The sequence below is a fragment of the Nitrobacter winogradskyi genome, assembly GCF_006539545.1.
Taxonomy (GTDB): Bacteria; Pseudomonadota; Alphaproteobacteria; order Rhizobiales; family Xanthobacteraceae; genus Nitrobacter; species Nitrobacter winogradskyi_A.
Genome location: NZ_BJNF01000025.1, coordinates 12,434 through 34,856, shown reverse-complemented (window position 1 = coordinate 34,856; position 22,423 = coordinate 12,434). Strand labels below are relative to the sequence as shown.

The following is a 22,423-nucleotide window of genomic DNA, read 5'->3' as shown; positions in this document are numbered from 1 at the left end:
GTCGCCGCCTTATCACTTTAAGATGTTCGTGTTTCCGTCACTTTCATTGTATGTAATGTTATTATTGAGTGGTCATTATCAATCTATTGATAGCAAAGATGACCTATCATGAATTGCAACAGACAGAGCGAGATTCATGGTCGCGCCAGCCGTCGCCGAGGATGCCGATATCGATCCCATGCCGCCGTCCGGCCTCGAATGCCTGGTCATCATCGCCCGGCAGCATGGACTCGATCTCACGTCGACCCAGCTCACCAAGGATAATCTTCTTGCCGAAAGCGAGGTGTCTCCCGGCCAGCTGGTCCGCTGCGCCGAGAACGCCGGCATGCGGTCGAAGCACGTCAATCTGGATTGGGACGGGCTGTCCCATCTGAAAAAGGCGCTTCCGGCCATTGTCGGCCTCCGCAACGGAAGCTTCATGGTGCTGCTGGCCGTGGAGGGAGACGCCAACAATACCCGCATCGCTCTGAGGGATCCGAACGCCGCGGAAGACGCCCTGCTGGTGATCGACAGGCTTCGCTTTGAAGACATCTGGTCCGGGGATGTCATTCTGGCAAAGCGCAACTACGAAATCTCCGACGAGTCGCAACCCTTTAGTTTCGGTCTCGTCGCGGCGCTGCTGTTTCGCGAGCGTCGTATCGTTCGGGATGTCGCCATCGCCGCGCTGGTGCTGGGCTTCCTCGGCCTCGCGCCCATCATGTTCTGGCGCCTGCTGTCGGACAAGGTGATCTTCTATCACGCGTTCAACACCTTCTATGTGCTTTGTCTGGCGATGCTGGTCATCATCGCATTCGAGGCCGTCTTCGCCTTCCTCCGGCAAGTCCTTGTCCATCGGCTGACGACCAGGCTTGACGTCAAGCTGTCCACCTACGTGTTTGAGAAGGTCCTCAATCTTCCGATCGATTATTTCGAGCAGACCGCCGTCGGCCTCGTGGCGCGCGACATCCATGAAGTCTATCGGATCCGCTCGTTCCTGATGGGGCAGCTGTTCGGCACGATACTGGATTCGACGACGCTGATCTTCTTCCTGCCTGTCATGTTCTTCTTCAGCCCGATCATGACGCTGATTGTTCTGACGATATCGGCGATGATCGTCGGGTGGCTCATGCTGATGCTGCCGACCTACCGTAAGATATCAAATGCCGTTCTGGTCGCCGAAGGCGCTCAAGGCGCGTTTCTGGTTCAAACGCTCAACGGTATCCGAACGGTGAAGTCGCTCGCGCTCGACGCGCGGCAGCGACATATGTGGGATGTGCTGGTTGCGCGCGTGGCCAAGGCGCGGCTTGCGGAGGGGATGACCGGAAACGCGATCCAGGCGGTGGTGCGCCCCTTGGAGCGGCTGGCGGTGAGCGGCTCTTATGCGGTCGGCGTTTATCTCGCACTTGTAAACAGTGATCCCGTCTATATCGGCGCGCTGTTCGCCTTCCTGATGCTGTCGCAGCGCGTGTCGGGCCCGCTGATGCAGATCGCGCAGCTGATCAATCAGTACGACGAAGCGCGGAGTGCGGTCGCTACGGTCAGCAAGCTGGTGAACCAGCCGGCCGAGGAGGGCCGCTCCGGCCACGGCGTTCGCTCGCCGATTGAAGGCAAGGTTGAGTTCTCTGACGTTACCTTCCGGTACAAGGGGGCGGTTTCGCCATCGCTGAACGGTATTTCCTTTGAAGCGACGCCCGGAGCCACGCTCGGTGTGATGGGCAAGAGCGGTTCGGGGAAGACCACGATCACGCGACTCCTGCAACGGTTGCATTCCGACTATGACGGACTGATCAAGATCGACGGCATCGATGTTCGCGAATACGACATCGATCACCTGCGCCGGAATGTCGGCATCGTGCTGCAGGAGAACTTTCTTTTCAGCGGCACGATCCGGGAGAATATCTGCGCGGCCACTCCTGACGCCACTTTTGACGATATCGTCAAGGCGGCGCGGCTGGCTGGCGCGGAGGAGTTCATCGACAAGCTACCGCGCGGCTACGAAACCTATGTCTACGAAGGATCGCCCAATCTTTCAGGAGGGCAGCGGCAACGGCTCGCGATTGCGCGCGCGCTGATCGTCGATCCGCCGATTCTGATCCTCGACGAGGCCACGAGCGCGCTCGACGCCGACAGCGAAGCCATCGTGAATGCCAACATCGCGCGGATAGCGAGCGGCCGGACTCTGATCGTCATTTCGCACCGTCTGTCGTCGCTGACGACCGCCGATGCCATCCTCGTGCTCGATCGTGGCGTGGTCAACGATATCGGGCGGCATGAGGAACTGCTGGCGCGGAACGATATCTACAGTTCGCTCTGGTACCAGCAGAATACGCACCTCGCGCCCGCGGTCCGCAGCGATAAGCCGAAACTCCGGAGTCCAACCCTTGTCTCCTAGCCAGGCCTCGCTCGCGACCGTTCGCCAGTTTCAGTCGGAGACCGACGCAATCCGGGAGGCGGCGGAGCCGCTGGTCGCGCGCGTCACCCTGTTCGTGCTGTCCGCATTCCTGGTTTCGATCGTCGCAATTCTGTGTCTTACGCAGGTCGATCGCGTCATCACCAGCTTGAGCGGAAACATCGTCCCTGTCGGTCACGTCAATGTCCTGCAGGCGCTCGATCCATCGATCATCAAGACGATCGACGTGCGCGAGGGCGAGCAGGTGAAGACCGGGCAGCTACTCGCGACGCTCGATGCCACTTTCACCTCGGCGGATCTGACGCAGGCGAAGCTGCAGATCGCGAGCCTGGAGGCGCAGGCGGGGCGCGATGAGGCCGAGTTGAAACAGCAGCCACTGGTGTTTCCTGATAATCCGGATTCCGACTTCCAGAAGTACGCCGCTTTGCAGAAGGCGCTCTATGAACAGCGCGTGGCTCAGTATCAGGCCCAGCTCAACAGCTTCGAATCAAAGATCAGGGAAACCAAGGCGACGATCGAGAAACTTCGCGCCGATGATACCCGCTATCGGCAGCGCGAAGAGATCATGGCGAAGATCGAGCAGATGCGCACGACGCTCGCCGAGCGCGGCACCGGATCCCAGCTCAACATGTACATCTCCCAGGACGCCAGGCTGGAGTTGCTGCGGACGCTGGAGAATGCCCACAACGGCCTGATCGAGGCGCAGAATACACTGGGATCTATCACCGCCGATCGCGACGCGTTCAAGCAGCAATGGTTTGCGCAACTGAGCCAGGACCTGGTGACGACGCGCAACAAGCTGGATGAAGCGCGGGCAACCTATGAAAAAGCTTTCAAGCACCAGGATCTCGTGCGCTGGACAGCTGCCGAACCATCCGTGGTCCTGACGATGGCCAAGCTTTCGGTCGGATCAGTGCTCAAGCCAGGCGATCCCTTCATTACGCTCATGCCGATCGATACCAAGCTGGAAGCGGAAATCAGGATCTCCGCGCGAGATGTGGGGTTCATCCGGGCAGGCGACCCCTGCGTGATGAAAATCGACGCTTTCAATGCGGCGGAGCATGGCACGGCGCATGGCAAGGTGCGCTGGATCAGCGAAGGCACATTCACGACCGACGATGACGGCAAACCGGTCGATGCCTATTACAAGGCAAGATGCTCGGTGGACGCGTCCGCCTTCAAGGGCGTGCCGAGTAATTTTCGTCTCATTCCCGGCATGACCCTGCAAGGAGACATCAACGTCGGGACCCGTTCTGTGGCGATGTATCTGCTCGGCGGAATGTTGAAAGGCATGAGCGAGGCCATGCGGGAGCCATGATGCTTTCATCCAGATCGCTTCTCCAATGGGTTCGTCGTCCGGTTCTTGGGTCTTCTCGCGGTGGCCCCTTCGAGCATGGAATGGGCGCGTATGAGCGTGGCGAGTATCTTGAAGCGATCAGGTGCTGGAAGCTGGCGTTGGAGGCGGGCGAGGCCGAGGCGGCCTATCGAATAGGAAAGCTTTATGTGAAAGGCGAAGGGGTTGTCAGGAGCGTGCCCGATGCCGCGATCTGGTATGAGCGCGCGGCGCGGCTGGGCCATGTCGAAGCGCAATTTCAACTCGGCCTGATCTTTCTGCAGGGGGAGAAGCCGCTGCTGGGCCTGCATCGCCACGAAACATGGCGTCAGTCCTCGGCCATACGTCTGGGCGACAAGGCGTCGAACATACACCAGCTTGTGTTTCCGCATGGAACGAGCGTTGAGCGGAATGTTGACGCGGCGTTTCACTGGATATCGGCCGCGGCGGACAAAGGCAAAGCCGAAGCGCAGACGGTCCTCGGCAATATGTACAGTGAAGGACTCGGCTGCGAGAAGAATCTCCAGATCGCGCTCGCATGGTATGGGGTTGCGGCTGAGCAGAACTGCGCTGCGGCGGAATTCGCTCTCGGCGATATCCATTTCCAGGGCAAAGGGGTTCCCGTCGATTTCGAGCAGGCCGCGGCCTGGTATCGCAAGGCGGCCGAGCAGGATCATGTCAGGGCGCAGGTCGCGCTCGCGTTCATGAACCTGAAGGGAACGGGAATGCCGGAGAATCCCGCGGAAGCGGCCCGTCTGTTCCAGGGCGCTGCGAGGCATGACGATATCATCGCGCTGTACAACATCGGCCTGTTGCGCCTGAAAGGCCATGGTGTCGCGAAGGATGTCGACAAGGCTGAAACCGCGCTGCGCAAGGCGGCGCGCAGGGACTACTTTCCCGCGATTCAGGCGCTGGCGGAGTTTTACTCCCACGGCGGAGGATTCGCTCCGGATCTGCGGGAGGCCGCGGTCTGGTACGAGAAGGCCGCCGAGCGGGACGACGTACAGGCGCAGTTTTTCATGGGCCGGTTCTATGCGACGGGCACCGGCGTCGGTCCGAACATTCGTCAGGCTGCAAAATGGTTCGAGCGTGCGGCCCGCAACGGTCACGCGACGGCCGCGTTCAACATCGCCGTGTTCTATCTCAATGGATCCGGCGTCGAGCGCGATGTAGACCGCGCGATCGAATGGTTCGAACGCGCGTCCGAAGGCGGCATCCCCGCCGCGCAGTTGCAACTCGGAAAACTTTACTCGGCAGGCAATGGGGTTCCGCGCGATCCCAAGCTGGCGGGAGAATGGCTCTGTAAGGCAGCTATGGGCGGAGACCCGGACGCCAGGACAGCCTATGCGCTTTTCCTGCTTCACCAGGAGGGTTCGGCGGAACAGCTTGAGCAGGCAAGGGCGCTGCTGATCGAGGCGGCCGAGGCGGATCACGCGCCGGCCGCGTTCCAGCTTGGCGTGGTGCATATGGGCAAGTTCGGGGGGGAAGCAGACATCGCGGCCGCGGTTGCATGGTTCGCCCGCGCCGCCGGCGCGGGTCATGTCGATGCTCAATATACCCTGGCGCTGCTTCATCTCGATCCGGGCAGCGGCATCAGTGATGCGGAGACCGCCGCGTCCTGGATGACGAAGGCCGCGCATGCGGGCCATGCCGGCGCGCAGTTTCAGTTCGCCGTGCTGTATTGCACCGGCTCCGGCCTGGCCCAGGATCTTGCGCAGGGAGTGAAGTGGTACGAGGCCGCCGCGCAACAGGGACACAGGGTCGCGCAGTTCAACCTCGCGGTGATGCTTGGAAAAGGACAGGGATGCGAGGCCGACGCCGGGAAGGCGGTTGAATGGTTGGAGAAGGCGGCCCGGCAGGATGTGGCGGAAGCGCAGATCGCGCTCGGCGACGCGTTGATGTCGGGAAGCGGCGTGACGAAGGATCAGGACGCGGCGGTGCAGTGGTATCGCCGGGCGGCCGGTCACAATCATGAAGGCGCCCGGCGCCGCCTGAATGCGATCGGCGTAACGACGGTTGATGGCTGAGCGCCGTTCGCGATCAGGTTCGATCTTGAGGAATGAATGCGGGGCTATCCTTCTTCACGCAAGGTCTCGCCGACGGGATGGCAGGTGCCTGCCTTGGGCCGCTCGTGTGATGCGAGGTCATGTGTCTACCAGTTTCAGGGCTGTGAGGAGATTCGGGTGCGATGAACAAGATTGCGGAACGCGATGTGAGAAGTGCAAAGGGGACGCAACCCGTCGCCAGTCCCATTTCACATGAGGAAAATCTTCAAAGCTCGTTCCTGGATCCGGATCTCGACGATCTGGAGTCGGGTGCGCGCCTTCGCGGAGCGATACTGGAGCAGTCCGGCCGGGAAATCTCCGGTTGGATTGTCGATACCAGGTCGTTGACGGAATCTGTTTCTCTTTCGCTCTTTGTCGGGTCTCACGCCATCGAGGAGACGAGAACGGATCGCGCAGCTCCTGCGGGAGTCGGGTCTGGAACGGCAATCGGCCGTCCCGGATTCCGGATCGATCTGGCAAACCCTGTCGCGCGCCGCCGCCTGGCGCGTGCGCTCAGAAACACTTTGGCGGATCCGGGCCAGACCCACATCTATCTTCGCGTGCGGCTGGATGATGGAGAGTTTTTCGAGATCCCGCTCTTTGACGCCATCGCCCCCGATGAGCTGGTCGTTGCGCTCGGATTCTCACCCTCCGATTACACGGACCTGCTGATCCCGAATAACAACAGGCTTATCACGCCTGATCCGGATCCGGCCGGCAAACAGGTGCGTCATGTCTGTTTCTATCTCCCTCAGTTCCATTCGTTCGAGGAGAACGACCGATGGTGGGGACCCGGCTTTACCGAATGGACCAATATCTCGCGTATGCGTCCTCAGTTTCCCGCGCATCAATCTCCCTGGCTGCCGGCGGACCTCGGTTTTTATGACGTGAGATTGACGGAGACCCGCCGGCAACAGGCCGAGCTGGCCCGGCGCTACGGTATTCATGGCTTCTGCTACTACGTCTATTGGTTTCAGGGCCGCAGGCTTCTCGAAAGACCATTGGAGCTTCTTCTGGAGGATGGAGAGCCGGACCTGCCGTTCTGCATCTGCTGGGCGAACGAGAACTGGTCGCGTCGCTGGGACGGTTCGGATGCCGAGCTTCTGCTCGGACAGAATCACGCGCTGGAGGATGACGTTCGCTTTATCGACGATATGGCGCAGCTGCTGCTCGATGAGCGCTATATCAAGGTCGATGGCCGCAAGATCATTCTGGTCTATCGCCCCTCCCTGTTGCCGGACAGGCAGAGCCTGTTCGATACATGGCGCGCAAGAGCAAAACAGTTGGGCATCGGCGAAATTCTGATCTGCAACGCCATGACATTCGGAGAATTCGATCCGCGTGACCTGAGCTGCGATGCGGCCGTGGAGTTTCCTCCGCATACCGTCTCGACGAGGGAGCAGCCGCTGTCCGAGCTGGGCGCGCCGGAGAGCTTCACCGGAAAAGTTTACGACTATGTCGATGCCGTGCGTTCGTCCTTGGGCAAGACCTATGATTTTCCCTATTTTCCTGCCGTCATGCCGCGTTGGGATAACACGCCTCGCAAAGGCTCACGGGGGCATGTCTTCAACAGATCGAGTCCGGAGGCGTTTGAGGTCTGGCTGCGGGACGCCGCGGGGCGGGCAAGACGCGGTCCGTTTGCGGAGCCGATCGTCTTCATCAACTCCTGGAACGAATGGGCCGAGGGGGCTCACCTGGAGCCGGACTCGCGATACGGCCGGGCATTCCTGGAAGCGGTGAGAAGGGTGGCGTCGTCCGAGCCGATTTCGGCTCAGGTCCGCTCGAATCCGGATTTGCTGGACTGCCTGAGCCGGCAGGAGCTCGAGCAGGCGATGAAGGAGGCATCGACTCACGTTCAGCTTCTTGCGAACATTCATCGGTCGGAGATGGTCTATTCCGGCCTGCAGCATACGCGCGCCGGGATGCCCGTCGAGGCGGAAGGCGCACCGGAAAATCCGGCTGAATCGCTGCTGGTTATCGAGAACATCAACTCGCAAACGAACGAACGGGTGGTGGTGGACCCGCGATCCGTCGTGCTCGTGCGGGGATGGGTCTGTGCGGGCGATGCCTTCGAGGCAAACAAGCAGAGGATAGCTTTCCTCATCCTCCTCTCCACGGATTCCAGAAAGCAGGATCAAAATGGCTACTGCCTGGTCGTGGACTGGCATGAGCGATTTGATGTCAAAGAGTATATGAGGACCAAGAGCAGTGATTGCTATTTTGGCTTCCAGCTCTCCTTTCTTGTGCATGACCTTCCTGAAGGAGAGTACCAGATTGCGGTTCTGGAGGTGGGTGAGGGGAGCCGCGCGCTCATCAGATCGAATCATTCGATCGTTATTCGACGTTGAGTTGAGAGAATTCGCATGTTGGCCAGCGTCGTCATCGCTTGTTACAAGCATGAAGCGTACATCGAAGAATGCTTGGAGACGATCTATCGGCAAACCTTCTCCGACGTCGAGCTCATTATCGTCGACGATCACTCGCCTGACAGGAGCTTCGAGATCGCGCAGAAAATGCTCAGACAAAGATCATTTGCCAAGCGGTTCGCATCCTGCTCGCTTCTGAAGAATCCTCTCAACCTCGGAGCACCCTGCACCTGGAACAGGGCGCTGTCGCTCGCCAAGGGAGAAATGATCTTCTTCCTGAACTCGGACGATAAATTTTCGAAGGATCGTATCCGGATATTTGCGAATCAGTATGAGAGAGAGAAGCTGTTCTTTGGCTTTTCGGCGGTCGAGCCGATCGATGAAAGCGGCAAGCCCGTCACGACTCACCAGTTTCCGACGAGGCTTCGATACGCCATCGATCGCAGCCGGATAACGGGCTCTCCGCTATCCTGGATATTCCTGGATTCACAGGTCGCCGCCTCAAGCGGAAACTTCGTCCTGAGCAGAGATCTGCTCAGGAAAATCGGGTTGCTATCCGACCTGAAATACTGCCACGACTGGGAGTTTGCGCTGCGCGCCGTAACGGTGGTCGAGCCAAAATACGTTGAATCGGATCGCTATATGTATCGGCTCCATTCGACGAACAGTTTTCGCAGCCTGAGCAACGTAGCCGAACGCGAAACGAAGGCCTGCATGTCGTCATACTGCGTCAACGCGATAGCTCAACGGCCGATCAACAGGGTTTGCCTCAGCCCCCTAAATTTCGGAGACGCCTTCTACAACCTTATCAAGCTTCATCCGAACTTTTGTTATTGGGTGAAGCAGTTGTATGCTCCTTACCATCCCGACCATCGGACCGTGGACTGGAACGAGTGGACGATGCCGCTCAGGTGGCGATAGTCCTGGATCTGATCCAGCCAGACCGGCGTGCGTTGTGATCTAGCAGAGTTCTGGCTTACGACTGGGGGCGGCTGTCTTCTTCAGAACCTCACGCAGTGCGTCAAGGCGGTCTGTCTGGCAAGGCAACGTCGGCATCAGCCAGCCGCCCTCATCGTTCTCGTTCCAGGCGTAGATCAGCACGACTGGAGCCTGCTCACCTTGCGGCCGGGCCGCCACCCAACCGAGCGCATGCGCCAAATGATCTGCGAGTTCTTTCTTGGTCGGCGCTGCGAAGAAATTCTCCATGCCTTCCCCCGGACGTTGTTTTTTCTCCCATGGGACAGGATTCTCAATGCGGGGACGTCGATCCCATCCTGTCATCACAGTCGGCACGACAGGCAGATGACCATTGCTGAGTTCATCCCAGCCTCGCTCCGCAATTCGCGCAAGATCGGCGAAAGATCCTCGACCGTTGCCGACCGTAAGCGCGTATGATCCGGTCGCATCGCCGCCGATATTCCTGGCTTCGCGCATCAGGAAATTCCGGTCCCCGGCGAGCACGATGTAGGGATCAGCCAATCCCGATCCGGCAGCTATTTTTCTGAACTTTTCAATCTGCTCCCTCAGGCCCGCGACTCCTTTCCAGTTTCGTTCGATCGAGGCAGGTGCGATGAAACCCAGAAAATACAGAGGCCGGTCGCCGACGACTCGCAGGTAGTTCCTGTCCGCCATGAGACCGATATGCTCCTGAGGTAAGGTTGTCGGCTTGTTGCTCGATCCCCACCGGTCGAGTTCGGTAAACAGGCAGTATCTGAGGTTGTCCTTCTCCGCGCTCGCTCTGAACTGATAGAGCGCCTTCGACATCGGATGATGTGATCCGTAAGCAACGAAGGCCCAGTAATCGAGACCGGCAAAGACGGCTTGACGTATCTCCTTGTCCATTTCCTCCGGAGTGACAGGAGGGAACGAAAGTGACGCTGAGTCACGTGCGGGGCCTCTCGCAAAGAATGGCGCTCGCCAGCGATATTTCTCAGGCGATAGCGAATTCTCGACGGCCTCAGTCGGCGCTGAGCCCGGCGAATACCAGGCGTCCCAGCGGATTGCTCCCACCAACGGCCGGGGCTTCACCGTCGCGGCGAAGCTCCTTCGGCCGAAAATAGGCGGAACCAGATTTACCGCCAGCGAAGCTACAACCGCGCGCCGGGTCAACATGCGAGAACGCCTTCCGTCTGTTTCGCCCGCCCGGTATGGGTTTGCTCAGATCGTTAACATTTGGTGGCCGCCTTTGTTAACTAATCTGTTGATTTTCCGGGGGAGGACCTTACAACAATCAAAAACAGGTTTCACACATATAAGCCGGAACACTGCTCTGATAAGACTGTATAACAATTCGGCGGATCAAGTTACGTCGTCGGGACTGAGAACCGATGTCCGGTTTTTTGAACAAGCCTGGAGCATGACGGGGTGGAAACGGAAACTGCGGCACTGACAAAGCTCGGTCTGGATCGGGGCGTTGAGGCGCTCACGGCCAACGACATAGAGCCGAGATTGAAAGAGTTCTTTTCGGGACGGATTGCCAATCCGAATCCTGAAGAGTTGATGCGGTCGGTCAAGGAGCTGGAAGAGCAATTTAGCGGATACAGCGAGTATCAATTCGCGAGAGCCGCGGTGTTGATGCAGGCGTGCGATTTTACGCGAGCGCGGGAGATTCTAATGCGCCTCGCGAAAGAATCGCCGCCCGATCCCCGTATCCTGCATCGACTTGCCGTGACCCATTTGAACATGGGCTCGGCGCAGGCGGCGCAAGACACCTACCTCGCCGCCTTGGCTGTCGCTCCGGCGAGCGAGAATCTCCGGCGGGAGTTCGCCGGCCTCCTGCGGGTGATGGAGGCCGGAAAGCTCTATGCCGGCGTGAGCCGCAAGAAGCACAGATTATCCGTGGTTTGCGCGATCAAGAACGAGGCGGATGATCTGCTTGAGTGGCTGCACTTTCACAAGCTGGCCGGCGTTGATCATTTCTATTTGTATGACAATGAAAGCACCGACGAAACACGTGCGATAATCGAATCCTTTCCCTGGCCGGATATGATCACGTACCACTATGTGAAGGGTGAGTTCGGACAGATACGCGCCTTTCATCACGCGATCGATAGCTACCGGAACAGCTCCGAGTGGTGCGCGTTCATCGACGCCGATGAGTTTCTCTATCCCGTCGAGGGCAGCAGCATCAGGGATGTTCTGGACGGAATTCCTTCGGCACCGGCGGTCGCGGTTCAATGGCTGAATTTCGGCTCCAATGGTCTCGATGCAAAGCCAGACGGCCTTTGCATCGAGTCATTCACGCGAAGGGCTCCTGATGATTTCCCCGATCATTATGTGATGAAATCGATCGTGCGCCCAGACGCGATCGTGGCCTATCTTCACCCCCACCAGTCTCTGGTGCTCGGATGTTACGTTCAGGAGGATGGCACTCCCGTTTTTCCGATCGGCGGCCGATGCTCGGTTCCCAAGCGCAGGAAGCTGGCCATCAATCATTACTATACGAAATCTCGACAGCAGCTTTTGAAGAAACGGGAGCGAGGAAGGCCCTTGGCGGCAGGCGATCCGGAGCGCATTCGGGCGATGGAGTTCTTTACGCTTCGCGACCGTAACGACGTCGAGGATCGGACGATCCTGAAGTTTCTGCCTGAGCTCAAGACGCTGATTCATCGCTAAGGGTTGCGATGAGAATGCTGCACAGAACAGGATAGCAGCTGTACGCCGGACCATCTTCCATGCGCCAGCCGATTGCGGCGGGGACACCGAAACTGTTACAGCATGATCCGATCAAGTCTGAATCAGATCATGCCATGGAAATATGCGTCAGATCAGGATTACGGAGATTTCGCTTCTGATCCCGTCAAAAGCGAAGTCGGTCTCAAATTCTCAAGAGGGCTCGGAAAAAAATGATTGCAGGATCGCCTCCGCAATTTTCTTTTCCGGTAAGGGACGGAAAAATGAGATATCGCCGGCTGTTGCAATCTCGCGCGCGATCTCCCTGACGCAATGATACTTCGGACGTGACGTGAAGTCGTGAATGCCGATAATCGCATTCGGATTACAGTGCAACACGATCTGCGCGAAGCACGCGACCCTGAAGCGGCCGTCGACGAAATAGAGGTCCGCGGCGGAACTTTGCGGCATTTTCCAGATAGCCGAGTGATAGTCCGGCCAGCGCTTTTTTGTGGAGGCATCGGTGGGAAATCCCCATTCTCCGATCGGGCCGATATCGACAAAAATCAGCTCCGGCTTTGTCTGATTTGGAGCGCATGCGGTCCTGACCTGGTCGAGCCACTCCCGGGACGAGTCGACGGAAAGGATCGAACTCTGGACGTGTCTCGATGCGACGACAGTGCTTCCGCCGGTTCCGAACTCGACATAGATGCGGCTGTTCCTGACGAATGACAGGAACAGGGCTGCTTCGTCCGACGACATTCTCGGCAGCAATTGTTGTGTCCTGTCGATGGTGGCCATGGAAGGGGCCAGCAAGGCGTCGTTTCCTGAAGTGTTCGTTTTATGCTCGACCGATGCTCTCATATTTAAACCCCGCCGACCGCACGTCTTCCGGCCTGTAGATGTTTCGCAGATCCACGATAACAGGCGTGGCCATGTCTGTTCTGATCCGCTCGAGGTCCAGCGCGCGGAACTGTCGCCACTCGGTCACGATCACCAGCGCGTCGGCGCCCCGGGCGCAGGTGTAGGGATCGTCGCAATACTCAATGTCGGAGAGTTCCTTCTTCGCCTGCTCCATGCCGATGGGATCGTGCGCTCTTACCTTGGCGCCGAAATCAAGCAGGCCGGCAATCAGCGCGATCGACGGCGCTTCGCGCATGTCATCGGTGTCGGGCTTGAAGGTCAGGCCGAGCACGGCGATGGTCTTGCCGCGAATGTCGTGGTCGAGCGCGCCGGCGACCTTTCGCGACATGGTGCGCTTGCGGATCTCGTTCACGGTCAGGGTCGCCTCGACGACACGGAGCTGCACGCCATAATCGAGCGCGGTCTTCGACAGCGCGCGGGTGTCCTTTGGAAAGCAGGAGCCGCCATAGCCTGGACCGGCATGCAGAAATTTGGCGCCGATACGATTGTCGAGTCCGATGCCGCGCGCGACATCCTGCACGTTGGCGCCGACACGTTCCGCAAGATCCGCGATCTCGTTGATGAAGGTGATCTTGGTCGCGAGAAAAGCGTTGGCCGCGTACTTGATCAGTTCGGCGGTGCGTCGGCTGGTATAGAGGATGGGGGCCTGGTTGAGATAGAGAGGACGGTAGATCTGGCCCATCACCTTCTTCGCGCGTTCGTCATTGGTCCCGACCACGATGCGATCCGGATGCTGAAAGTCCCTGATCGCTGCGCCCTCCCGCAGGAACTCGGGGTTTGCAACGACGGCGAAGTCGGCTTCCGGATTTGTCTCCTGAATGATCCGCTCCACCTCGTCGCCGGTTCCGACGGGCACCGTCGATTTGGTGACGATGAGGGTGAAGCCCTCCAGCAAACCAGCGATTTCGCGAGCCGCGGCATGCACGTAGCTCAGATCGGCGTGACCGTCGCCGCGGCGTGACGGCGTTCCGACCGCGATGAATACGGCGTCCGCGTCGCTGATGTCGGAGAGATCGACCCCGAATCTCAGCCGACCCGAATTGACGCCGGACTCGACGAGTTTGTCGAGATCGGGTTCGAAAATCGGGATCCGGTACTGGTTGAGCGCCGCGATCTTCTCGGAATCCTTGTCGACGCACGTCACGTCATGGCCGAAATCGGCGAAGCAGGCTGCCGACACCAGGCCGACATAGCCGGCGCCGATCATCACGATGCGCATGTATTACAGATCCTGGTTTCCGATCACGGGATAAACTCTCGAGCGATGGATCGACAGGCTATTGCCTCAGTCCCACGCGCTTGGCCGCGTAGCCTCGCGCCAGGATCGCCTGCCACCACGGCCGCTCGTCGACATACCACCGGACGGTTTTCTCAATGCCGCTCTCGAAATCCTCCTTCGCCCGCCAGCCCAGTTCGCGTTCGAGCTTCGATGCGTCGATGGCGTAGCGTCGATCGTGACCGGGACGGTCGGCGACGAAGGTGATGAGGTCGCGATGCCGGTTGGTCGTGTTCGGAGCGATCTCGTCGAGCAGATCACAGATGCTCTCGACCACATGCAGGTTGGTTCGCTCGTTACGCCCGCCGACATTGTAGGTGTGGCCGACAGCGCCGTGTTCCAGAACGAGCGAGAGCGCCCTCGCGTGATCATCGACATAGAGCCAGTCTCGAATATTCCTGCCGTCGCCATAGACAGGCAGCGGCTCGCCCGCGAGGCCCTTGATGATCATGTGGGGGATTAGCTTCTCCGGAAAGTGATAGGGTCCGTAATTGTTCGAGCAATTGGTGATCAGCGTGGGTAGCTCATAAGTTTCGCGCCAGGCGCGCACCAGATGATCGGAGGACGCCTTGCTGGCCGAATAGGGCGAGTTCGGCGCATAGGCGGTGGTCTCGGTGAAAGAGCCGCTATCGCCGAGCGAGCCGAAGACCTCGTCGGTCGAGACGTGCAGAAAGCGGAATTTCTCCCGCTTCTCGGGCGAGAGCGAGCGCCAGTGACGCAAGGTTTCCTGCAGCAGAGTGAAGGTGCCGACAATGTTGGTCTGGATAAATTCACCGGGGCCATCGATCGAGCGGTCGACATGACTCTCGGCGGCGAGATTCATGACGGCATCCGGCCGATATTTCTCGAACAGATGACGCAGCCCTACGCTGTCGCAGATGCACTGCTTTTCGAAGGCATAGTTCAGATTCTCGTTCGTGCCGGGTAACGAATCGAGGTTAGCCGCGTAGGTACACTTGTCGATGTTGACCACGCGAGCGTGAGTATCGTGCAAAAGGTGGCGAACCACCGCCGAACCGATGAATCCCGCGCCGCCTGTGACAAAAATGGTCGAAGCCTTGAAGCGCATAGCAGGTCGCCTCCGCGATTTGAAATTAACACTGGTATGAAATGGCAACGGATCTCAGATACTCGCCGTAGCTGCTTTTCCCGTTCTTCTCGGCGGCTTTCTCAAAGGCCTGAAGCGAGATGTAGCCTTGCCGCAGCGCGATTTCCTCGGGGCAGGCGATGCGCAAGCCCTGGCGCTGCTCCAGGATCTGGACGAAGTGGCTGGCCTCGACCAGCGAGGAATGCGTTCCGGTGTCGAGCCAGGCGAAGCCGCGCCCGAGCACTTCGACATAGAGGTCGCCGCGCTCAAGATAGGCGTTGTTGACGTCCGTGATCTCGATCTCGCCGCGTGCCGAAGGCTTGACGCCCGCCGCGATCTCGACGACGTCGTTGTCGTAAAAATACAGCCCGGTCACGGCTATGTTGGATTTTGGTTGCCTCGGCTTCTCTTCGATCGAGCGCGCTCGCCCGGTATCGTCGAGTTCAACGACCCCGTATTGCTCAGGGGTGTTCACGACATAGCCGAACACGGTGGCTCCCTTGTTGCGGGAGGATGCGGCTGATAACAGTTGAGGTAACCCGTGACCGTAGAAAATGTTATCGCCCAATACGAGGGCGACGGCGTCGGAGCCGATAAAGTCGCGGCCGACGATGAAGGCGTCCGCCAGCCCGCGCGGGGATTCCTGCGTCGCATAGGCAAAGCGCATGCCGATTTCACTGCCATCGCCGAGCAGCCGATGAAACAGCGGCTCGTCCTGCGGTGTCGAAATGATCATGATTTCCCGGATGCCGCCCAGCATCAGCGTCGACAGCGGATAATAGATCATCGGCTTGTCGAAGACGGGCAGGAGCTGCTTGGAAACGACTGTCGTCACCGGGTAAAGGCGCGAACCCGTCCCCCCGGCAAGAATGATGCCCTTCATGGCCCCTCTCATTTATCTCGCACAACATAACATATAGTGTTAAGCGCGCAAGTTTGTTATCAATGAGAAGGCATCGTGAGTTAACAAATATAAAGTAACTGAAAATGAATGTTGTTCGAACCGAAGTTCCTGAGGCCATCATCTTCGAACCCCGGCTGTTCGGAGACCAGCGTGGCTTTTTTCTCGAGACGTATCAGTTTCCCCGTTACGTCGAGCACGGCGTCACGCGGCCGTTCGTCCAGGACAACCTGTCACGCTCCGCGCGGGGCGTGCTGCGCGGGTTGCACCTGCAAAACCCATCTCCCCAGGGGAAACTGGTGACGGTGCTGCGCGGCAAGGTTCTGGATGTCGCGGTCGACGTGCGCGTCGGCAGTCCGAATTTCGGCCGTCACGTCGCTGTGGAGTTGAACGAAGATAACAGGCGGCAGCTCTGGGTCCCCCGCGGCTTCGCGCACGGCTTTATCGTTCTGTCCGAGACGGCCGATTTCTTCTACAAATGCGACGATCTCTATAGTCCGAAGGACGAGCTTTCGATTCGCTGGAATGATCCTGCCATCGGCATCGACTGGGGTGTGGAGGCGCCGTCTTTGTCCGCCAAGGACGCGGAGGCGCCGCTGCTGGCGGATGTAAAGAACCTTCCAATCTATGGGCAGGTGTGATGGCAAGTCTGATGCGGATACTGTTGACGGGTAGCAGCGGTCAGGTCGGCGGGGCGCTGCGTCCGCTGCTGAAGGAAGGCGGCATGGTCATCGCGCCGTCGCGCAGCGCGTTCGACCTATCGAAGCCCGAAACGCTCGCCGAGGCGCTCGACCGATTTAAACCCGATCTCATCATCAATCCCGCGGCCTATACCGCGGTGGATCGCGCGGAGGACGAGCGCGAACTCGCTCTCCTCGTCAACGCCAAAGCGCCCGCTGCGATTGCGGAATGGTCGGCGCGGCATCGCGTGCCGTTGATTCATTTTTCTACCGACTATGTCTTCGATGGCTCTGGCGACAGACCGTGGCGCGAGGCCAGTCCAACGGGTCCGCTCTCGGTCTACGGTGCGAGCAAGCTCGCCGGTGATCTCGCCATCCAGGCGGCCGACGGACCGCATCTGATCGCGCGCACCTCCTGGGTCTATTCTGCGGGCGGGGCAAGTTTCCTGCGCACGATCGTGCGGCTGGCCGGCGAACGAAAAGAGTTGCGCATTGTCGCTGATCAGACAGGCGCCCCGACCACGGCAAACACGATCGCGGATGCCGTGTCTCGCATCGTGCTCTCGAACGCATCGGACCTGAGCGCGTTGTTCGCGCGCCACGGCGGCGTGGTCAATCTCGCCTGCGCGGGCGAAACCAGTTGGCACGGCTTTGCCACCGCCATTGTCGGCGGATTGAAGTCGCGCGGTGTGAGGCTTGCTGTGGAGACGGTCACGCCAATCGCGACGGCGGATTTTCCGACCAAGGCGAGACGGCCCGGCAATTCCAGGCTCGACCTGTCGCAACTCCGAGAGCGTTTCGGATTGACCCTACCAATCTGGCAGGACGCGCTGTCGACGGAGCTCGACAGCCTCGTCACCCGGCAAGGCGAACAGGCGGTGCCGGCCATGCGGGCATGATCCCGACGCGACGCGGCTCTTAGCTTTTGGGGCGAAGCGGATACTGGTTCGCGTGAAGAAAACGCGTCAAAATCCCAACGGCAAATCGTGCGCGACCGGCGGATGGTTGTATCGGGGAGTTCGTCGTCCGGGGGGCCACGCCAGGCCGCTATAGGGCACACCGTCGCGTGACAATTGCGGATTGTAAGCCGGATCGTCATTCAGAAATTCGCCCCAGCGCGCGCGCAGCAGATTGAGTTCGTGTTCGAACCGGCCTCGCCGGTCGGCACGGTTGTCGCGCCCCCGGCTGGCGGACTCGGCGTGGATCAGTTTCGCGTGCGGCGTCAGGACGATGCGCTTGCCGGCCTCGCGAAGGCGCAGGCAATAGTCGACATCATTGAGCGCCACCGCGAATCGAGCCTCGTCCATTCCGCCGACGGCGAGATAGTCGCTTCGCCTTGTCGCAAGGCATGCCGCGGTCACCGCGCTGCATTCGTGCGCCACGAGGAGTTGATCGAGAGAACCCGGATCATCGCTGAGTCGGTCCGTGAAGGCGTGCGCGACCGAAAAGTTCATGCCCAACACCACGCCGCCGTGCTGCACGACGCCGCCGGGCCAGGTCAGCAGCGCGCCGACCGCGCCGACGTCCGGCTCGCCCAGACGCGTCAGCATCTCTTCTAGCCAGTCGTCGGAGCTTGCTTCGATGTCGTTGTTGAGCAGGCACAGGGTGTCGCTGTCGAGCGTTGCGGCGGCCTGGTTGTTGAGCCTTGCGAAATTGAATGGCCCTTCGATTCGCAAGGTCCGGATGCCGCGTCGCGGCAGGTCGGAAAGAAAGTCGATCGTCTGCGGATGCGCGCTGTCGTTGTCGACAACGAGGATATCGGCGTGACAGCGTTCAACGGCAGGTGTGATGGTCTCCAGGCATCGTTGCAGAAGCGAAACGCGGTCGCGCGTCGGGATGATCACCGTCACGCGCTGCCGCGAAACCGGCCTCTTGATTCGAATCGCGGGAAAAAAATTGCCGGTCTGCCGGGTCACGCTTGCATGGATTCCGCGCGCCAGCAGGTGCGACTGGCTGGCCGCGGACAGCAGCGCGCCGGCTGTCGTTCGATCGAGCTTCGGCATGGTCGCCAACGCGCCCGGCAGGTGCAGGATGTCTGCCCGCCGAGGGCCGATCTGATCCAGCAGGCTGTTGAAAAGGCGGTAGAGGCTGTCCGGTCGTGCCGCCTCGATGGCCGCAAGCAATGCCTCACGCCGGACCGCGAACAGATGGACGCAATATCCCTGTTCCAGCAGTCGCTCGTAATCGAACGCGGGAAAAGCCAGCGGCCAGATGCGACCGTCGTCAGCGAGAAAGTCGAGGTCGCCGTACATGGCCAGCGCATCAGGATGTGAGTCGAACGCAGCCGCAATGCGCGCAAGAGCGGTTCGTTCGAGCGACATGCCCGCCATCGTCACCACGGTGTGGTCCGCATCGGATGCGGCGCGTTCAAGAAACTCCAGCAGGGCGTCGGCGTCGATCGACAGCGGCTCGCCGTCGATTGCGCCGGCGGTCCAGTTCTCGTGGCTTTGCGCCTCAAGGCTGGCGAGCGTCTGTTGGGTACCGGAGCTTCCAGCGATCACCACGGCCAGCCGAAGCGGACTTGGCTGAGGCTCCGGCATCGGAAATCGTTCGCGCCAGCCGGCATAGTCATGCAGCGGTAGCGAGGCCGGAATAAGCCTGTCGTAAAGCTCACCGCGCAACCGCTCGGCAGCATAGCCGCCGATGACATCCATCATTCCGGCGAGGCCGTCGGGAAACGCCACGAAAGTGGCTGCCGCCGGAAGCCGGTCGCCGTCCTCTTTCCGCAGCAGGATTCGATGGACTCGTCCGTCGGCGAGACGCTGCGGGACGTGGAAATCAAAGGCGCGGACGTTGCGGGAGACCCCTCCCTCGGCATCGCCACCGATGTGGGTCCAGGCCGTGGCGCGGACCTGCGCGACGGATTCCCCGTCGACGATCGCTTCCAGCGTGACGATGGCCTCGCTGTCGATCCACCCGTGAAAGTGCAGGCCGCCCAGCCAGCGCAGCTTGCAGGTCGGGCGAAGATCGGTGCGAGACGTTGTGTCATTCTCAAGGTCTATGGACTGGCCGACGGGAGTTTCGAGATTGGCGAGGCGCGCGGAAAGATGGCGCGCGGCATCGAGCAGATCGGTGTCAACGCTCACGGCAAAGCCGCAAGTGTTGCTTCGGCCCGGCTCAGCGCATTCCGGCGCGAACGCATCGGCGTGGACGGTCTTCAGGACCAGGCCGTCAAGCAGGATGTCGATCGTGAAGCGCTGTTCCGGCGCCTCCGGATCGAAGGCGAAACCGGACACGGTGCCATCGTCGCCAAGCGCGAGCCGGCTCACCAGCTTCGGCTGGGCGATCATTGTCTTGCGGGACCGGATGACACGCGTCATGTTCAGGTCAGTCCGGCCCACGCGATAACGGCATCGACAAAATCTTCCTGGCCCGTGTCTGGCGGGATGGCAAGATCGGCCTTTCGCGGTTTGGCCGACCCGGCTGACCAATCGCGGTATGCGACGGGTATCGAGGCTCTTCTCGCAGCCTCGATCAGGGGATGGCCGAATGCCGGCTCGTCGAAATCCGTCAGCAGCCAGCCAGGGTTATGCGGCGCCAGCACATCGCCGATCTCGCCGGCCACAACCTTGCCGGTCACGAAAACATTCGCACAGGACATCAGACGGTCATCGTCACAGGTCACGCCGGCAACAATGACCGATCTGGATGGCGCGCGCCGCCGCAAGCCATCCGCCAGACGTCGCATCATGCGGAAGGATGCAGGCGATGGCGCGGATGGTATGATGGCGAGCGATCGCCGCGCGCCATGGACCGGCTTCAGGGTCAGCGGACGGATCGGCCAATTTTGAAGGACGATTTTGCGTTCGGGCCAGTGGGCCTTTGCAAAGGCCTGGGCGATCCTGCCGGGAGCAAGAAGCGGGGTCTCGTCGGGAAGCGAAGTGATCGCTTCGCTCAAAGTCCCGGCCGTGAGCCACGGATGGACCGGAAGACCAAGTTGCCGGATCAGATCGATCAACCGAGGTAATGGGCTCGGGTCGAAAATCTCAACGCGCTCGGGGTGCAGCCGTGTGATGATGTCCGCCGCTTCAGCGGCGCCGGTCTCGGTGTCCAGGCTCAACTGAACGGCTTGGGGGTTGCTCCCGTCCGCGGCCCGGACATGAACGACATCCCGCTCGCGCGACAGGAGAATCGCACGCTCGCCGCGTTGGCGAAGTTGGCGAGCCCGCTCCTCGGCAACGGCGAACTTCCGCCGATGGCCGAGAATCAGCACCGAAGGCTGGCGAGGCCAAGTCAGCGCCCGGTCGAGCCTCGCGCGCGCCGGCCGCAGCGGATCAGCGATCTCGAACGCGCGGCATTCCCGCCGGTAGTCGGGAAATCGCTGGTCCAGCACTTCAAGATTGCGAAGCACCAAACGTCGCTTCTCGTGCTGGAATGATTTCGAGCCGTGATGCCCGACATAGACCGACGGTGCGCAGACGTTACGAAAACCCTTGTCGCGCGCGCGCAGGCACAGATCGACGTCCTCCAGATAGCCTCGTTCGAAATTCTCCGATAACGCGCCAATGGCCTTAAGACAGTCGCGGGTGACATAGAGGCAGAAGCCGATGCCGCTGGGCACGTCAGTGACATTCCCGGCATTGGCGATACTCGCGATCCCGTCGATTTCGAGAACACCGTCATAGCTCTGCATCGGATTGAGCCCGTTCGGCACGGGAAACGAAAACATGTCGCCGTTGTTCGACAGGGGAGTGACTGTGCCGATATCCGGCGCGGAATGCGCCACGTCCGCCAGTCTTTCAACGAAGCCTGGCGGCACGATGGTGTCCGAATTGAGCAGCACGACGTCGCCCGCCGGCACGTTCTCCAGCGCACGATTGATCGCGCCGACGAAGCCGAGATTGGTCTCATTCGCGAGGAGATCGATTGCGCCACGGGCCGCAAGCTCGCTGAGATGGCGCCGCAGCTCAGGCTCAGGGCTGGCATCGTTGATGGCCATGATGCGAAAGGAATGTTTGCCGGCGGCATGCGACGCGCGCGCCTTGATGAGACTGTCAAAGCAGTCCAGCGTTGCCGGCACGTCCCGGTATACCGGAACGATAACAGTGGGTGGCAAGGTGTCGGGCTGTGGCGCGGTTGAGCGGCGCGACAGGTTTGACGAAGCAGGTGGAGACGATAGGTTGGGAGCCAGCCGCCGGACCCGGAAGACCTCGCCGTCGCATGTCAGCGTGAGCGTCTGGGGCGCTCGCGACGCCGGTCGCCGAGCCAGGAAGGCTGCCGCCTGAACGTCGATGCTGGCCAAAGGGTGAAACGGATCGGGCTCGAGCCGGCTGATCAGTGCGCTGTTCTCAACTCCAACGCTCACTTCGACGGAGTTCGCCAGGGTCCATGCGACCCAGCCCGTCACGTGATTGTCAAACACCGAATAGGCGGCCCAATGCCGATGCCCCGCACGTCGGAGTTCCTCAATGGCAAGGCGCAGGACTGCAGGACTGTTGTCGCGACCGATCAGATTGATGGCCGCGTTACGCCGTCGATCGCCGGTGGCGGACCAGGCGAGCATTCTGCGATTTGCGGCAAGATCGGATGGGTCGACGAGAAGCGCCTGGGCCAGATCAGCCATGGCCGCTTCCATGCGTTCGAGCTTCCAGTTCGCTTCCGCGCGGAGGACAAAACAATGGGCAGCCGATGACGGATCGATCCGGCAATGCCGGTCCGCATATTTAAACGCCGCGAGATAGTCCCTGGAGTTCAGCGCTTGCGCCGCCATGCGCTCAAGCATGACATGGGCGGAACGTTCAGCGCGTTCCTGATTGTCGGTGACGGGGCCGAAAACCATCTGCTGGCGTCCTGACCCGTGACGGCTGGCC

Annotated in this window: 15 protein-coding genes; 8 read left to right on the top strand and 7 right to left on the bottom strand. The window is 60.3% G+C overall.

Translation table 11 applies throughout. The annotated features are described in order from the left end of the window. Positions 1 to 136 precede the first annotated feature (136 nt). From NWI01_RS05070 to NWI01_RS05050, 5 genes are all read left to right on the top strand, one after another. Positions 137 to 2,371, top strand: a complete 2,235-nt coding sequence (locus tag NWI01_RS05070) for a peptidase domain-containing ABC transporter (protein ID WP_141382844.1) — start codon at positions 137 to 139, stop codon at positions 2,369 to 2,371. Continuing rightward, a complete protein-coding gene (locus tag NWI01_RS05065; RefSeq protein WP_141382843.1) occupies positions 2,361 to 3,707 on the top strand; it encodes an HlyD family type I secretion periplasmic adaptor subunit in 1,347 nt (448 codons plus the stop codon). The genes NWI01_RS05070 and NWI01_RS05065 overlap by 11 nt, the downstream gene beginning before the upstream one ends. Next, a complete protein-coding gene (locus NWI01_RS05060; protein WP_141382882.1) occupies positions 3,707 to 5,749 on the top strand; it encodes a tetratricopeptide repeat protein in 2,043 nt (680 codons plus the stop codon). The genes NWI01_RS05065 and NWI01_RS05060 overlap by 1 nt, the downstream gene beginning before the upstream one ends. Positions 5,750 to 5,910: 161 nt before the next feature. Beyond that, the gene (locus tag NWI01_RS05055) at positions 5,911 to 8,115 is read left to right on the top strand and encodes a glycoside hydrolase family 99-like domain-containing protein (RefSeq protein ID WP_141382842.1); all 2,205 of its coding nucleotides are present in this window, start codon (positions 5,911 to 5,913) and stop codon (positions 8,113 to 8,115) included. A gap of 15 nt (positions 8,116 to 8,130) precedes the next feature. Then, positions 8,131 to 9,054 (top strand): glycosyltransferase family 2 protein, encoded by a 924-nt coding sequence (locus NWI01_RS05050; RefSeq protein ID WP_141382841.1) that lies wholly within the window; start codon positions 8,131 to 8,133, stop codon positions 9,052 to 9,054. 39 nt (positions 9,055 to 9,093) lie between these two features. Here NWI01_RS05050 and NWI01_RS05045 read toward each other — a convergent pair whose 3' ends face one another. Next, entirely contained in the window at positions 9,094 to 9,975 is an 882-nt protein-coding gene (locus NWI01_RS05045; protein WP_244613646.1) for a hypothetical protein, read from the bottom strand. Between the two features lie 522 nt (positions 9,976 to 10,497). Between NWI01_RS05045 and NWI01_RS05040 the strand changes: the two genes are divergently transcribed. Beyond that, positions 10,498 to 11,748, top strand: coding sequence for a glycosyltransferase family 92 protein (locus NWI01_RS05040; protein WP_141382839.1), 1,251 nt, complete (start codon positions 10,498 to 10,500; stop codon positions 11,746 to 11,748). Between the two features lie 210 nt (positions 11,749 to 11,958). Here the strand turns inward: NWI01_RS05040 and NWI01_RS05035 are convergent, their stop codons facing one another. Genes NWI01_RS05035 through rfbA form a run of 4 tightly spaced genes read right to left on the bottom strand, consistent with a single transcriptional unit; the run spans position 11,959 to position 15,915 of the window. After that, positions 11,959 to 12,561, bottom strand: a complete 603-nt coding sequence (locus tag NWI01_RS05035) for a hypothetical protein (protein ID WP_244613645.1) — start codon at positions 12,559 to 12,561, stop codon at positions 11,959 to 11,961. 25 nt (positions 12,562 to 12,586) lie between these two features. Then, positions 12,587 to 13,888 (bottom strand): UDP-glucose dehydrogenase family protein, encoded by a 1,302-nt coding sequence (locus NWI01_RS05030; RefSeq protein WP_141382837.1) that lies wholly within the window; start codon positions 13,886 to 13,888, stop codon positions 12,587 to 12,589. Between the two features lie 58 nt (positions 13,889 to 13,946). Next, on the bottom strand, positions 13,947 to 15,014 hold the full coding sequence (gene rfbB, locus NWI01_RS05025) for a dTDP-glucose 4,6-dehydratase (protein WP_141382836.1): 1,068 nt from the start codon (positions 15,012 to 15,014) through the stop codon (positions 13,947 to 13,949). Positions 15,015 to 15,039: 25 nt separating this feature from the next. After that, positions 15,040 to 15,915: a glucose-1-phosphate thymidylyltransferase RfbA gene (rfbA, locus tag NWI01_RS05020; protein WP_141382835.1), complete on the bottom strand. Its 876-nt coding sequence runs from the start codon at positions 15,913 to 15,915 to the stop codon at positions 15,040 to 15,042. A 104-nt stretch (positions 15,916 to 16,019) separates the two neighbouring features. Here rfbA and rfbC point away from each other — a divergent pair, with 104 nt between their 5' ends. Continuing rightward, positions 16,020 to 16,574 carry a dTDP-4-dehydrorhamnose 3,5-epimerase gene (gene rfbC, locus NWI01_RS05015; RefSeq protein WP_141382834.1) on the top strand — a complete coding sequence of 185 codons (555 nt, stop codon included), beginning with the start codon at positions 16,020 to 16,022 and terminating at the stop codon, positions 16,572 to 16,574. 11 nt (positions 16,575 to 16,585) lie between these two features. Then, positions 16,586 to 17,512 carry a dTDP-4-dehydrorhamnose reductase gene (gene rfbD / locus NWI01_RS05010; RefSeq protein WP_141382833.1) on the top strand — a complete coding sequence of 309 codons (927 nt, stop codon included), beginning with the start codon at positions 16,586 to 16,588 and terminating at the stop codon, positions 17,510 to 17,512. Between the two features lie 66 nt (positions 17,513 to 17,578). Here rfbD and NWI01_RS05005 read toward each other — a convergent pair whose 3' ends face one another. Further along, positions 17,579 to 19,933 (bottom strand): glycosyltransferase family 2 protein, encoded by a 2,355-nt coding sequence (locus NWI01_RS05005; protein WP_141382832.1) that lies wholly within the window; start codon positions 19,931 to 19,933, stop codon positions 17,579 to 17,581. Between the two features lie 2 nt (positions 19,934 to 19,935). Continuing rightward, the gene (locus NWI01_RS05000; protein WP_141382831.1) at positions 19,936 to 22,392 is read right to left on the bottom strand and encodes a glycosyltransferase family 2 protein; all 2,457 of its coding nucleotides are present in this window, start codon (positions 22,390 to 22,392) and stop codon (positions 19,936 to 19,938) included. Positions 22,393 to 22,423: the final 31 nt, after the last annotated feature.